We start from the raw sequence: 15,301 nt of genomic DNA on the forward strand, positions 1-15,301 counted from the left end.
GGGAGAGTCCAAGTCTACGATCAAGGCTTTACTTGATAGAAGTATCAATAGTGGTAATTTTGAACACAAGACAGGTATTCAATTCAATTACCTGCCATGAGAAGTATCGAAATTATTATAAAAGTACATGGAGAGGTACATAAAATGATGCTGAATACGACAAGAAAGATCCTTATTGGTGCGTTATTGCCTCTTCTTAGTGCACCAGCATGGAGTGCAGGATATGAATTTGCTCGGTTCAACTATACGAATCTTTACAGTAAAGATACTAAGATCTCTGCTGCCTACACTTGGTTTACTTATGATATTGCTGGTACAAGTTCAGATGGCCAACCGACAGGGAATGATCCAGACCGGTATTGCACCAAAAACCTTGCTGCTTGCTAATATCCACTGGCGAAACTGGGAGTCGCACACCATTGAAACGGAGGCTACTAAGCCAATGTATGGTGGCCCATTTGTAACCTTTGCGAATAACACTTTTGATTATGGCTTAGGTTTATCTTATCAATTTACACCTAAATTTGTCATGTTCACTGAAGGGGTATACGGCGAAAGTGTAGGGGAAGATGGCATTGTAAATCCATTCGCTCCGGGTAACGGCACTACAACCTTTAAATTAGGTGGTAGCTATGATATTGGTGATTTCTCACTCTTTATGGTGGGCAGTTACATTTGGCTAAAAGATGGGGTGTCCAAACCGGTTGATAACCCATATGTACCCAATGCATCGTTTGAAGATAACACGGTATTTGCTCTTTCAACTGGCTTTGAATACAAGTTTTAAGCTAAGAAATTTAATAAAGTTAAGAAATTAACAAATCAATTAACAAACAGGGCGCTTATCATAATGATGAGCGCCCTGTGTTTATTTTGAATGATGGAAGGTGAAGCGAATTACATCACACGCATACCTGGTTGAGCACCTTCATGCGGCTCTAAAATCCATAAATCTTTGCCACCAGGGCCAGCAGCTAAAATCATGCCTTCTGACATACCAAACTTCATCTTACGTGGTTTTAGGTTCGCAACGACTACGGTTAACTTACCAACCAAATCTTCTGGCTTGTAAGCGGCTTTAATACCAGAGAATACTTGGCGAGTTTCACCACCGATATCGAGTTGGAACTTAAGCAGTTTGTTTGCTTTTGGTACTTCTTCACATGAAATGATTTTGGCAATACGTAGATCAATTTTGGCGAAATCATCAAATTCAATTTCGGCTTCGATTGGCTCTTTGTCCAGTTCAGATTGCGCGGCTTGTTCAGCTTGTTCTTTCGCTGCCATTTCTGCTGCCGCATCTTCTTTAGAGGCTTCGATCATGGCTTCAACATGTTTAGGATCGATACGATTAAATAGAGCTTTAAACTTAGTGATGTCATGCGCCACTAATGGTTGCGCGATGTTTTCCCAAGTTAATGTTTCATTTAAGAAGGCTTCACTTCGAGCGGCCAATTCAGGCATGACAGGCTTCAAGTAAGTCATTAATACACGGAACAAGTTAATACCGACAGTACAGATGTCTTGCAGCTCTTGGTCTTTACCTTCTTCTTTCGCTACCACCCAAGGGGCTTTTTCATCAACGTACTGGTTGGCTTTATCGGCAAGCGCTGTGATTTCACGAATAGCACGGCCAAATTCACGCGTTTCGTATAACTCACCAATACGATCAGCCGCATCAGCAAATTCTTGATAAAGTGCTGGTTCAGCAAATTGCGTTGATAACTTGCCTTCAAAACGTTTAGTGATAAAGCCTGCATTACGGGACGCAAGGTTTACTATTTTGTTGACCACATCTGAGTTTACGCGTTGGGTAAAGTCTTCAAGGTTCAAGTCTAAATCATCAATGCGACTGTTGAGTTTTGCCGCGTAGTAATAGCGTAAGCACTCAGGGTCTAGGTGTTTCAAGTAAGTGCTTGCTTTTACGAAAGTGCCTTTCGATTTAGACATTTTCGCGCCATTAACCGTTACATAACCATGAACGAATACGTTGTTTGGTTTACGGAAACCCGCACCATCTAGCATGGCTGGCCAGAATAGGCTGTGGAAGTAAACGATGTCTTTACCGATGAAGTGGTAAAGCTCTGCATCGCTGTCTTGCTTCCAGTAATCGTCAAAGTTTAAATCATCACGTTTGTCACATAGGTTTTTGAATGACCCCATGTAACCGATCGGTGCATCGAGCCATACGTAGAAGAACTTATTTTTCTCGCCTGGGATTTCGAAGCCAAAATAGGGTGCGTCACGAGAAATATCCCATTGTTGCAAGCCACCTTCAAACCACTCCTGCATTTTGTTGGCAGTTTCGGCTTGTAGAGAACCAGAGCGAGTCCACTCTTTTAGCATGCTTTGGAATTGAGGTAAGTCAAAGAAGAAATGCTCAGAATCTTTCATGACTGGTGTCGCACCAGAAACCGCTGATTTTGGGTTGATAAGATCGGTTGGGCTGTATGTTTCACCACAAGCGTCACAGTTATCACCGTATTGGTCTTCGGCTTTACATTTCGGGCAAGTCCCTTTTACAAAACGGTCTGGTAAGAACATTTCTTTTTCAGGGTCGAATAACTGCGAAATGGTACGGCTAGTAATAAAACCATTTTCTTTTAAACGCAGATAAATCAGCGAAGCTAACTCACGGTTTTCTTCACTGTGAGTGCTGTGGTAGTTGTCAAAGCTGATGTTGAAGCCGACGAAATCTTGCTCGTGTTCTTTTTGGACTTCGGCAATCATATCTTCTGGTTTAATGCCAAGCTGTTGCGCTTTCAACATGATTGGCGTGCCGTGTGCGTCATCAGCACAAATAAAGTTTACTGTATTACCACGTAGGCGCTGATAACGAACCCAAACGTCAGCTTGAATGTGTTCAAGCATGTGGCCGAGGTGAATTGAGCCATTTGCATATGGAAGTGCGCAGGTTACCAAAATTTTTCTTGGGTCAGTTGCCATAGTCTATTTCGCTTCTTATTCTTTAAGATGTTTTTGAAGATGGGGAAAGCCCAAGCCACACATGAAATCAATTCAGGTGTTAAAGGTGGGTTTATCGTCATCATTATATTGGCAATGATTCTACCCGATACCTAACTAACTTCAAGAAAACATCCGTGTAAGAAAAGGATTTTTATGCTGCCATTCACCTATAGCACAAGGCCCGGCTTAATTTTTATTGTTTGGTGACGCTATTTTGATGTAAGCGAAATATTGTTAGCATAGTTGCAGGTTGAAACCGTTTGGTAAGGGAAATTATGTCTACTCGTGATTCTGAAGCATTCACTATGCAGCAACAATGCATACAACACTTAAATCAATTTCAGCATGAGGCGCTCGTTGATGGTTGGGCTGACACACCAAATATGGTCGGTATTAACCAAGATAATCATGTGATCATCAATTTACCTTTTGTTTATCAAGGTCTGACCGAAGCCATGCAAGCATGGTGCGATGAGCAGACGACATTGGGTTTTCCTACTGTGGAGGTCACGACTAAGATTAAACCTTTAGAAACCAAGTTAGCTCAGCCGGTTAAAGGCGTGAAAAACATTCTAGCTGTCACGTCGGCAAAAGGTGGGGTAGGTAAATCGACAACGGCAGTGAATCTTGCATTAGCTTTGCATGCACTTGGAGCAAAAGTCGGTTTGCTCGATGCCGATATTTATGGACCATCCGTGCCGTTAATGTTGGGCACGAAAGGTAAAAAGCCAGAGGTACGAGATAATAAATGGATGCTGCCCGTACAAGCACATGGATTATATACCAACTCCATTGGCTACCTCATTGATGATCAAGATGCCGCAGTTTGGCGCGGGCCTATGGCATCTAAAGCTTTGAATCAGATCCTTAATGAAACGTTATGGCCTGAGTTGGATTATCTAGTCATGGATATGCCGCCGGGTACAGGTGATATTCAATTAACGCTCGCTCAACAAGTACCGGTTACTTCTGCTTTAGTGGTGACCACGCCACAAGATCTTGCACTTGCTGATGCCAGAAAAGGGGTGGCGATGTTTGAAAAAGTCGATACGCCGGTTTTAGGCTTGATTGAAAATATGAGTTATCACATTTGTTCTCAGTGTGGTCATCATGAAGCTATTTTTGGGCAGGGTGGCGCTCACAAGATGGCTCAGGATATGCAATTGCCTCTTTTGGCGCAAATCCCACTACATATCGATCTACGTACTGACATTGATAATGGTTGCCCAACCGTTACTTCAAGGCCAGATAGTGAGCACAGTGCGATTTATTTTCAGTTGGCTTCCAATATTTCAACCAATCTTTTTTGGCAAGGAAAACCGAGAGTAGACGACATCATGTTTGTCGAGGTGAACTAATTGATTGAGAAATAGGCATCTATTGTTTGATTCCATTAATAAATGCGTTTTGCAACTCGCACCACGGTTACGTTTAGGTATATAATCAAGCGGTTTAAATACCCATTTTGATGAGATGAAACCATCGACATCGGTTTGGGTTTTCCTTGTCACTTTTGAGCTTGGGTGCTTTACATGTCAGAACAACAAAACATGCCTGAAAAAAACAAATGCGTCATTGTAGGAATCGCCGGCGCATCGGCTTCAGGGAAGAGCTTAATTGCAAGCACCATTTATAAAGAATTACGTGCCAAAGTGGGTGATAATCAGATCGGCGTGATTACAGAAGACTGTTATTACCGCGATCAAAGCCATTTGAGCATGGAAGAGCGAGTTAAAACCAATTACGACCATCCGAGTGCATTAGACCATGATTTACTGTGTGAACAACTAGAAAAGTTGATTCAAGGTGAGTCAGTTGAAATTCCAGAGTACAGCTATTCAGAACATACCCGCACTAAAAACACGACGTTAATGACGCCCAAAAAAGTCATCATTTTGGAAGGTATTTTATTGCTGACTGAACCGCGTCTCCGTGATTTGATGCACGCCTCTGTTTTTATGGATACCCCTCTTGATATCTGTCTGTTACGCCGTGTGAAACGAGATGTGGAAGAGCGTGGTCGGACTATGGAGTCGGTATTGAAGCAATATCAGAAGACGGTACGTCCAATGTTCTTACAGTTCATTGAACCTTCGAAACAACATGCTGATATTATTGTGCCGCGTGGTGGTAAAAACCGAATTGCAATTGATGTATTGAAAGCGCACATTGCGAAACTTTTAAAATCATAATTAATATTGAGGACGGGGAGGCATGTCATCGCCACCCGAGGAGAACCATTTGTGAGATTGTGTGATAAGGACATAAAAAAATATTTGGCCGAAGGTAAAATTGCCATGAGCCCTGCGCCCTCTGAAGACAGTATTAGTGGTTTAACGGTTGATGTTCGTTTAGGACATCAATTCCGTGTATTTAGTGACCATAGTGCGCCTTATATCGATTTATCTGGCAAAAAAGAGCAAGTTGCCGCTCAGCTTGAAAAAGTGATGAGTGATGAGATTGAAATTGCCGATGATGAAGCGTTTTATTTGCACCCAGGTCAATTAGCTCTTGCAGTGACCTATGAATCTGTCGATTTACCAGCAAACATTGTCGGATGGCTTGATGGGCGTTCATCTTTAGCTCGCTTGGGCTTGATGGTGCATGTGACGGCACACCGAATTGATCCAGGCTGGTCTGGCCGTATCGTGCTAGAGTTTTATAACTCAGGCCGTTTACCATTGGCATTAAAACCTATGATGCCCATTGGGGCGTTAAGTTTTGAAGTGCTATCCGGTGATGCTGAAAAACCCTATAATAAACGAGATAATGCGAAGTATAAAAATCAACAAGGTGCTGTTGCTAGCCGCATAAATGAAGATTAGTCGCGCGTATTTTCGCGACTTTTGATATTGGATTCAAAAAGGTGGCTGCTCGTCTGTGTTGCCACTTTTTCTTTTTTACTGAGGGATCGTCATGAAAAAAGTACTACTGTTCCTTTCTGTTCCTATTGCTGCCATCGTGATTGCGATTTTAGCTCTAGTTCTATTTGTCAACCCAAATCAATTTAAACCGCTCATTATCGAACAAGCTAAAGCACAAACAGGCTTTGACTTGGTGATTGATGGCGACATTTCGTGGAGTTTCTTCCCGCACCTCGGTTTTTCTATTGGTCAAACGCAAGTATTGAACCCAAGTAAAGACTTTAAACAGCAGCAGGTGGTCAAATTTGACGAAGCGGCTTTAGATGTTTCCGTTCTTCCTTTACTTGAGAGTCAGCTCAATATTGGTAACGTGACATTGAGTGGCGCAGATATCTTTATCCAGAAATTAAAAGATGGTCGCTCGAACCTCGATATCGTCAAAAAGTCAGCTGAGCAGCAAGCCGCTCAAGATTCAGAACAGTTAGCACAAACTGAGAATGGTGAGCCTGTTACACCGGCGGCTGAAAGCAGATGGAAAGTTAACTTAGCTGGTATCACGGTTAATAATGCTAAATTAGTAATGTTAGATGACAGTGTTGGATCTAACTTAACGCTTTCTGATGTGAATTTCTCTCTTTCTGAGTTTAGCTTTGATGAATGGAGTAACGCTGAGTTCAATATCACAGGCCAGAATAATCAACAGCATTTTTCGGCGGCGGGTAAAACAGAATTTAAAGTCTCTCAAGATTTGGCTGACTATCAGCTGAGAAATACGGATGTACAGGCTAAATTCAAAGATCCTTCTACTGATATTCAAAATGCGACATTGAAATTAGATACCTTCCAATTTGACACAGCGAATAACATGGCTGTGACGGTGAAAGGTAAAGTTGCGGATATGAATCTCGATATTAAACAATCGGCTACGCTGGCAGTGAATAAAGCTATCACTTTGGTGAAGCTTAATAATATGACTGTCAGTGGTAAGGTTGATGGCAAAGCTTTACCTTTGAACCCATTAAATATAGAGATGGCCTCTGATGTGAGTTTTGATTTATCTAAGCAGTATTTAGATGTGGTATTGAAAAAATTAGCGGCGAATGATTTGCAATTTGATGGTTCTGCCCAAGTGAGTCTTGCATCTAGTATTCCTAAGATAGTATTTGATATTCACAGTCCTGAAATTAATGTTGATAACTTACTGAAACAGATGGAAGGTGACGCTAAATCCGCTGCGGGAAATACAACGTCTTCTGAATCGGGGAAAGCGGCGGCGACTACTGCTAAAGCGACCACTGAGATAGAGCCGGATTTGAGTGCTACTAAGGATTTAGACGTAACAGGTAAGGTCACCATTGATAAATTGACGGCAAGCAATGCCAAAATGCAAAACGTACAGACCCAATTTAAAGTTAATCGTGGTGTGATTGATTTGCAGAAATTTGCCGCTAATTTGTACCAAGGTTCTGTACTGGCGAATGCAAAAATTGATGCCCGCCAGACAACGCCAACATATAGCGTCCATAAAGAAATTAAAGGTGTACAAGTTCAACCTATGCTTACCGATGTTGCGCAATTGGATTTTATCGCGGGCACAGGAAACATCACCGCTGACCTGAATGGTAAAAGCTTGATTGTGGATAAAGCCAAGCAAAATCTTGCTGGTGTTGTGAAAATCAATTTTGCTGATGGGGCGTTATATGGTGTGAACGTGGCGCATGAAGTTCGCTCGGTTCAAGCAATATTTAAAGGGCAAAAAGCCGCGGCAGATACGACTAAGAAAACCGATTTTAGTGCATTGACGGCAACACTGAATTTATCCAAAGGGGTGATGAAAACCGACAACCTTGCGGTTAAATCTCCACTATTACGTGTCTTAGGAAACGGACAAGCTAACTATGTGAATGAAACGGTCGATTTCTTAGTGAAAGCGTCGATTGTAGGGACTTTAAAAGGTCAAGAAGGTAAAGAAACCGAAGAACTTAAAAATATTACCTTACCAATTCGCATTAAAGGGAGCTGGGCTGAACCTAAAATTGTACCTGACTTCAACGCAGCGTTAGATGATCAAACTAAGCAAAAAGTACAGGCAGAAGTAGATCGAGCTAAAGAAAAAGCGCAAAAAGAAGTCGATAGAGGATTAGACAAATTGCTTGGTGATGATGATTCCAAAGAAAAGGATGATGTCAAAAAAGCCGCTGGTGATTTGTTAAATAACCTATTCAAAAAATAGTTAACGGTTAACTCGGATTAAGCAGCTTGAGGTGAGGACCTTAAGCTGCTTTTTTATGGGGCAATGATTACCAATCAATCCCTTTACGCGCTTTTAAACCGGCCTCAAAGCCGTGTTTAACGTTGCGTACTTCTGAAACGGTATCAGCCATTTCTAACAAAGTGCGATGCGCTGCACGGCCTGTGATGATGACAGACTGTTCAGAGGGGCGGTTTTCTAGTGTTTGAACAATCTCTTCAAGCTCAATATAGCCATAGGTGACCATGTAGGTCAGTTCATCAAGCAGAATCACATCAATTGAATCATCACTTAATAGTGTTTTGCATTGTTGCCATACTTTCTGCGCAGCAAGGGTATCTTTTTGCTTATCTTGAGTTTCCCATGTAAAGCCGGTTGCCATAACATGAAAGGTCACGCCTAATTTTTCCAGTAGATTCTTTTCACCATTATCCCAAGTTCCTTTGATAAATTGAGCGACAGCGCATGTCTGTCCGTGCCCAAGCGCTCGGGTAATCATACCAAAGCCTGATGTGGTTTTTCCCTTACCATTGCCGGTGATCACAAGTAAAAGGCCACGTTCTTCCTGTGCTGCATCGATACGTTGATCAACCTGCTGTTTTAGTTTCTGCTGGCGTTGCTGGTGCTTATCCTGTTTTTGTTCTGACATCATTCTTCCTGATTGAAAGTGGGAATAAAAAAAGCGCCCATCATCATAAGTGATCATGGGCGCGATTTAAAAGCAGTGATCTCAAAGCAGTGATTAGTCTGACAATAAATCAGTCACGACTTTATAGCTTGGATCTTCTTTAACATTAATTTCAACCAAGCTACCCGCCTTATGCAGAAGAGTACGACAATCTTGGCTTAAGTGGCGTAGATGCAGGGTCTTACCTAGTTTCGAGTAACGGTCAGCAACGGTTTCTATTGCTTCAATGGCAGAATGGTCCACCACTCGAGATTGAGCAAAGTCTATGATGACATCTTGCGGATCATCAAAAGCGTTGAATAATTCAGTAAAGTTAGTCGCTGAACCAAAAAAGATTGGACCATTGATTTGATAAACCTTAGATCCTTCTTCATTGATGCTTGTGATTGCATTGATGTGTTTTGCATGTTGCCACGCAAACATCAGCGCAGAAGCGACGACACCGACACCTACCGCAACGGCTAAGTCAGTTAATACAGTTACAACCGTTACCAAAATAATTACGAAAAAGTCTTGTTTTGGTACGCGGCGAGCGAGTTTGAAGGTTGCCCACTCAAATGTACCAATAACGACCATAAACATCACGCCAACCAGTGCCGCTAGAGGGATCATTTCAATCCAAGTGGCAGTAAATAGGATAAAGCACAATAGCGCAATCGCCGCAGTGATGCCCGACAGACGACCACGGCCTCCTGAGTTAATGTTGATCATCGATTGACCGATCATCGCACAACCACCCATTGCCCCAAAAACGGAACAAGTTAAGTTCCCCAAACCTTGGCCGATACATTCGCGATTACCTTTACCACGAGTATTGGTCATTTCATCGACAACGGTGAGTGTAAGTAAAGATTCAATTAAGCCTATTGCCGCAATAATAAGTGCATACGGGAACACTATTTTCAGTGTTTCAAGGTTAAAAGGCACATTGGGTAAGGCAAAAGTAGGCAGTTCACCGGCAAGCGTTGAATTCATATCACCAGACATAGTGCGTAGGTAATCCACCACAGTACGGGTATCTAAATCGAGTACCTGACATAGTGCAGTCACACCAACGATGGCGACAAGAGAAGAGGGAACTGCGGTCGTTAATTTAGGTAAAAAGTGAATAATTGCCATAGTAAGGGCAACTAAACCTAGCATGATCATCATTTGGCCTTGAGGTAACCAATCCATGATGCCATTAATATCCGGTGCTTTAAATTGACCAAGTTGTGCCATAAAAATGACGATAGCAAGCCCGTTTACAAAGCCAATCATTACTGGGTGAGGGACAATACGGATAAATTTACCCAGTTTGAGTAAGCCGGCGGTAATTTGTAGCACACCGACTAAAAGTACGGCTGCAAAAAGGTATTGCACACCGTGAACGGCTACTAGGCTGACCATGACAACCGCGGTGGCACCGGTTGCCCCTGAAATCATACCAGGACGACCGCCGAAGATAGAGGTCATCAATCCCATGATAAACGCGGCATATAAGCCGATCATTGGATCAACACCCGCAACAAAGGCAAAAGCAACGGCTTCTGGTACCAGTGCTAGAGCAACCGTTAGGCCAGATAACACATCATTTTTTACAGATTGACCAGAAACTTGTGGAAATTCGAACATGAGCACTCAGTTAGATATAAAACAAATTAGCTCTAATCCTAGTAAAGTGAGTTGTTATACGCTTTGAAGGAGAAATTTAACGTTTCACTCTCAGGTATAAAAGGGTTTTAAAGATTAGAGTACGAATAATAAGGTTGGCGAATGTTACAGAATGGTTGAATTTTCTTCAACCTATTCTGTATTGGGTAGATTAAGAAACCATAAATGAAAAACAAATAAAAAGGGCCACTACTGTGACCCTCTTGAAATTAAAGCTTTGGATGATAATTAATCATTCAGCGTTTTCGACATGTCTGCTTTTGCTTGACTGGTTGCCGCTTGGCTACCTGCAACTTTACCTCTGAATGTCGATTCACGGAAAGGTGCTGCCACGACTGTGATGTCATTTAAAACACCGGTACCAGAAGCTTTCGCCATTGGCGCACTCACGTGCGAAGAGGCTTTCGCTGCTTTCACTTTGACCGATTTCGGTGTTTTCGCGACTTGTGCTTTTGGCGTGCTAGCGGCAACGATATCTTGCGCTGTAACGACAGCGTTATTATCAGCAACAGCTGGTGTTTCTTGAGCTGGAGCCACTACATGAGATGGCTGCATTTCAGCTTGAGGCGTATCCAAAGTAACAGGTTCGCTCACCTCGGTGATGGTTTCCTGTGCTTTCTTCGCTTCAGGCTTTTTCGGTGCTTTTTTCTTCGGAGAAGAAACTACTGGCGTTTCTACTTTGATTTCGTCTGCTTTACTTTGAGAGGCATTTGCAGACCAAACAATGATTTTACCCATCGACATCTCAGGGAAAGCAAAACCACCTTGTACTGAAGTCGACGTTTCTACTTCTGACTTAGATGTTTTAGCTGCTGGTTTTTCAGGCACATATTTAGGCCATACTTTACCCATTGCCATCTCAGGAGAGGCTACACCACCACTGCGTAGACGGTACGGATTAGGACGACGGTCACGTGTACGACGGCGACGCTGACCACTGGCACGTAAGTGACGTGGAGAACGGCGGTTGCGACGTTGTTGACTTTCATCTTTTCCGGTGACTTCTTTTTCTGCGATGTCAGCTTGTTTTACCGCTTCAGTCTGTTGAGTCACAGCTTCGCTTTGAGCTTGATTTGCCATCGCTTGTTTTTCAATAGCAGGGGTTTGAACCGGTGCTTCTTCTGTCGCTTGTTGGTTAACACGCACTTTCTTTTTCATCTGACGACGTTGACGACGCTGTTTTACTTGCGTTGTTTTTTCTTCAGCAGAAGTGGTGTTTTTACCTTGTGCATCTGCGGCAATTTGTTGGCCTTGCTCCGCCACTTTCGACGTATTCTTCGCTGGCTTTTTCTCTTGCTTAGGTTTGCGTTTTTTATCGTTACGCACTTCAGCTTGAGCTGTTGCCGTTGCTTCTACTTTATCAGCGTTTGCTGAATCGGCATTACGTGGTTTGCGGCGTTTATTGTTACGTTGATCATTACGATCGCGATTATTGCGACGACGGTTATTGTCACGCTGGTCATTACGAGAGCGAGTGTTTTGAGCTGGCTTCGCTTCTTGCACTTGTTCTTCTTTTTCAACCTGACTACTTCCGAAGAAGAAGTTAGCGATTGCTTTGAAGAACCCCCCCGATTTTTCTTTGCTTACTTTTTCTACTTTTGGTTGAGCTTCTGCTACTGCCGGAGTAGGGGTAGGCGCTGGGGCGCTTGATGGTGCAAAACCTTTTAATACCGGTTCCTCGATACGACGAGGTTTGATATCTGCATAGGCTGGATCTTCTGCTTCTTTAAATGCTTCTAATTTCTTCGGCATTAAATAAGACAGAATTTGATGCTCTTCGCCATCACGTAGACGAACCACTTCAAAGTGAGGTGTTTCCATGTCTGCGTTTGGCACAACAATGATATTAACGTCTTGATGTTTTTCAATGTGTTGGATTGAACGACGTTTTTCATTGAGTAAGTAAGAGGCGATAGGGACTGGAACCACCGCTAAGACTTGTGAGCTGTTGTCTTTTAGTGCTTCTTCTTCAATAAGACGAAGAACAGACAGTGCGAGTGATTCATTGTCACGGATTACACCGGTGCCAGTACAACGAGGACAAATATGATGGCTTGCTTCTGCCAGAGATGGGCTCAAGCGTTGGCGCGACATTTCTAATAGACCAAAGCGAGAAATGCGGCCGATTTGTACACGAGCACGGTCCATACGAACGGCTTCACGCATACGAGTTTCAACTTCGCGCTGATGACGGACTGGTGTCATGTCGATGAAGTCAATCACCACTAGACCACCTAAGTCACGCAGACGTAATTGACGAGCAATCTCATCCGCCGCTTCTAGGTTGGTGTTAAGTGCGGTTTCTTCGATATCGCCGCCCTTAGTTGCACGAGCTGAGTTGATATCGATTGAGGTCAGTGCTTCAGTTGGGTCGATAACGATTGAACCACCAGACGGCAAACGAACTTCACGTTGGAACGCTGACTCAATTTGGCTTTCGATTTGATAATGGCTAAATAATGGCACATCACCGTCGTATTTCTTCACGCGAGAGACGAAATCTGGACGCACTAATTGAATATGCGCTTTAGCACGTTCAAAAATGGTATTGCTATCGATGAGGATTTCACCAATATCACGGCGTAAATAGTCGCGAATTGCACGAACAATCACATTACTTTCTTGGTGAATCAAGAAAGGCGCAGCTTCGGTGTCAGCGGCTTCTTTAATCGCAGACCAGTGTTTAAGTAGAATATTCAAATCCCACTCAAGCTCTTCAGCGCTTTTGCCTACGCCCGCAGTACGAACAATTAAGCCCATACCTTGAGGGAGTTCAAGTGTGCTGAGTGCTGCTTTTAATTGTGTACGCTCATCACCTTCGATACGGCGAGAAATACCGCCAGCACGAGGGTTATTAGGCATTAATACAAGGTAGCTACCAGCCAGTGAGATAAAGGTGGTTAGTGCCGCACCTTTTTGACCACGTTCTTCTTTTTCAACTTGTACAATAACCTCTTGACCTTCTTTAAGAACTTCTTTGATGTTCGGACGGCCTTGGTAGGTGTAACCTGCTGGGAAGTAATCGCGGGCAATTTCTTTAAGAGGGAGGAAACCGTGACGCTCAGCACCATAGTCTACAAATGCAGCTTCTAAACTTGGTTCTACGCGTGTGATACGGCCTTTATAAATATTTGCTTTTTTAGATTCATGACCAGGACTTTCGATATCTAAATCAAACAGTCGTTGACCATCAACTAATGCGACGCGCAACTCTTCTTTTTGAGTTGCGTTGATCAACATTCTTTTCATTTTTTAAATTCTCGTTGTTTTTCTTCGTGATAATCGCTTATCGCTTTTGTCGCATCAAAGGTGTCAGATCCCATGGCTTTGGCTTCAACCTCACGGCTGTATAGGGGATGCACTAGGACACAATAGCCACCAAACATTCATGCCATGCTAGGTAGGGAAGCCAAATGACGGCTTCAACCACAGAGAGCAAAATGGAAATGCTTGGTCCGAATTCGAGTCGGTATTACTTCTGCATTGATTACGTGAGTAGGCGATAAGTTGGTCTTCGTTCGTTGTGTCTTACGCCTAATGCTGCACAGACATCGGAAGCTTCTACTCATTTCGCAAATGGAAGACATTAAATTTGTATGGAAAATGTTCAATACAACCATTGCAGCTGTGAACTATAGCAGCGCCAAGAAATATCAGCAATCAGCTTTGCATCAAACTGGACAAATAAATAGGAAAACCTGTGATTAACTCACACTAGCTAAGGTTGATATTGATGGTTAATAATTTGACATTTGCTGATATTTCAGCCTGTTAGGTTGAAAGTTGTTGGGTTTTTAGTCATTTGCGTTTTTCTAACGGATATGGGGGATAAAATGGTGATAATAATTTTACGAATCTTGTGCCAAAGTTTAGTGTTTGAGTGTTAGAATACGCGCCATGACTGAGATTAAAACTGAAGTGAAATTTGTCGATATTGACGCTGATATGGCGGGACAACGAGTTGACAATTTTTTACGTAATCAATTAAAACAGATCCCTAAAAGCATGGTTTATCGAATCTTGCGCAAGGGAGAAGTGCGCGTCAATAAAAAACGCGTTAAAGCTGAATACAAGTTACAAGCGGGTGACACTGTGCGAATCCCACCAGTCCGAATTTCGGCTGAGGAATATGCCGCGCCAGTGAGTACAAAGCTAGATAAAGTGTCAGAGCTCGAAAGCTGCATAATCTTTGAAGATGACAGCATGCTGATCCTGAATAAACCATCCGGTACTGCGGTACATGGCGGCAGTGGTTTGAAATTTGGTGCAATCGAAGCCCTACGTGCATTGCGTCCGCAAGCTCGATTTTTAGAATTAGTGCATCGTATTGACCGCGATACCTCAGGTATTTTGTTGGTCGCGAAGAAACGGTCAGCATTACGTCATTTGCAAGCTCAGTTTCGCGATAAAACCGTCCAGAAGTATTACTTTGCATTGGTGATGGGAGAGTGGAAGGCGAGTTGTAAAGTGGTTAAAGCGCCATTGTTGAAAAATGAAGTCAATAGTATTGTGCGTGTTAATCCGAATGGTAAGCCTTCAGAAACCCGATACAAGGTGCTTGAGAAATTTAATCAGGCAACGTTAGTGCAAGCAAGTCCGATTACGGGGCGCACTCACCAAATTCGTGTGCATTGTCAATATACTGGCCACCCAATTGCATGGGATGACCGTTATGGTGATCGTCGCTTTGATGCGTATACTGGGCAGGTGGGGCTTGACCGTTTATTCTTGCATGCTGCCAATATCAAGTTTATTCATCCTGCGACTGAAAAGCCGATGGATATTTCCGCACAGATGGAAGACAAACTTGAAAAGGTATTGGCAGGCTTACGTAGTCAATAGCTTACGCACTTAATAAATGGATTCATTCAGGCTATG

Annotated in this window: 10 protein-coding genes; 6 read left to right on the plus strand and 4 right to left on the minus strand. The window is 42.9% G+C overall.

The window, feature by feature from the left end; genetic code table 11:
• Window positions 1-301: 301 nt before the first annotated feature.
• Window positions 302-787: a hypothetical protein gene (locus Vgang_RS04545; protein WP_105902388.1), complete on the plus strand. Its 486-nt coding sequence runs from the start codon at window positions 302-304 to the stop codon at window positions 785-787.
• Window positions 788-897: 110 nt separating this feature from the next.
• On the opposite strand, the gene metG is transcribed toward Vgang_RS04545, so the two are convergent.
• Window positions 898-2,946 carry a methionine--tRNA ligase gene (metG, locus tag Vgang_RS04550; protein WP_105902387.1) on the minus strand — a complete coding sequence of 683 codons (2,049 nt, stop codon included), beginning with the start codon at window positions 2,944-2,946 and terminating at the stop codon, window positions 898-900.
• A 296-nt stretch (window positions 2,947-3,242) separates the two neighbouring features.
• Between metG and apbC the strand changes: the two genes are divergently transcribed.
• The 4 genes from apbC (at window position 3,243) to Vgang_RS04570 (ending at window position 8,064) form a co-directional block, all read left to right on the plus strand.
• Window positions 3,243-4,325, plus strand: coding sequence for an iron-sulfur cluster carrier protein ApbC (gene apbC / locus Vgang_RS04555; protein WP_245879930.1), 1,083 nt, complete (start codon window positions 3,243-3,245; stop codon window positions 4,323-4,325).
• Between the two features lie 192 nt (window positions 4,326-4,517).
• Window positions 4,518-5,159, plus strand: a complete 642-nt coding sequence (udk, locus tag Vgang_RS04560) for a uridine kinase (protein WP_105902514.1) — start codon at window positions 4,518-4,520, stop codon at window positions 5,157-5,159.
• 51 nt (window positions 5,160-5,210) lie between these two features.
• Entirely contained in the window at window positions 5,211-5,792 is a 582-nt protein-coding gene (dcd, locus tag Vgang_RS04565; protein WP_105902386.1) for a dCTP deaminase, read from the plus strand.
• A gap of 91 nt (window positions 5,793-5,883) precedes the next feature.
• A complete protein-coding gene (locus Vgang_RS04570) occupies window positions 5,884-8,064 on the plus strand; it encodes an AsmA family protein (protein WP_105902385.1) in 2,181 nt (726 codons plus the stop codon).
• Window positions 8,065-8,131: 67 nt separating this feature from the next.
• On the opposite strand, the gene cobO is transcribed toward Vgang_RS04570, so the two are convergent.
• The 3 genes from cobO to rne form a co-directional block, all read right to left on the minus strand.
• Complete coding sequence (cobO, locus tag Vgang_RS04575) at window positions 8,132-8,734, minus strand: cob(I)yrinic acid a,c-diamide adenosyltransferase (RefSeq protein WP_105902384.1); 603 nt, start codon at window positions 8,732-8,734, stop codon at window positions 8,132-8,134.
• A 90-nt stretch (window positions 8,735-8,824) separates the two neighbouring features.
• Window positions 8,825-10,384 (minus strand): SulP family inorganic anion transporter, encoded by a 1,560-nt coding sequence (locus Vgang_RS04580; protein ID WP_105902383.1) that lies wholly within the window; start codon window positions 10,382-10,384, stop codon window positions 8,825-8,827.
• Between the two features lie 267 nt (window positions 10,385-10,651).
• Window positions 10,652-13,672: a ribonuclease E gene (gene rne, locus Vgang_RS04585; RefSeq protein WP_105902382.1), complete on the minus strand. Its 3,021-nt coding sequence runs from the start codon at window positions 13,670-13,672 to the stop codon at window positions 10,652-10,654.
• 648 nt (window positions 13,673-14,320) lie between these two features.
• Between rne and rluC the strand changes: the two genes are divergently transcribed.
• Entirely contained in the window at window positions 14,321-15,265 is a 945-nt protein-coding gene (gene rluC, locus Vgang_RS04590) for a 23S rRNA pseudouridine(955/2504/2580) synthase RluC (RefSeq protein WP_105902381.1), read from the plus strand.
• Window positions 15,266-15,301 lie beyond the last annotated feature (36 nt).

This window comes from Vibrio gangliei (assembly GCF_026001925.1).
GTDB lineage: Bacteria > Pseudomonadota > Gammaproteobacteria > Enterobacterales > Vibrionaceae > Vibrio > Vibrio gangliei.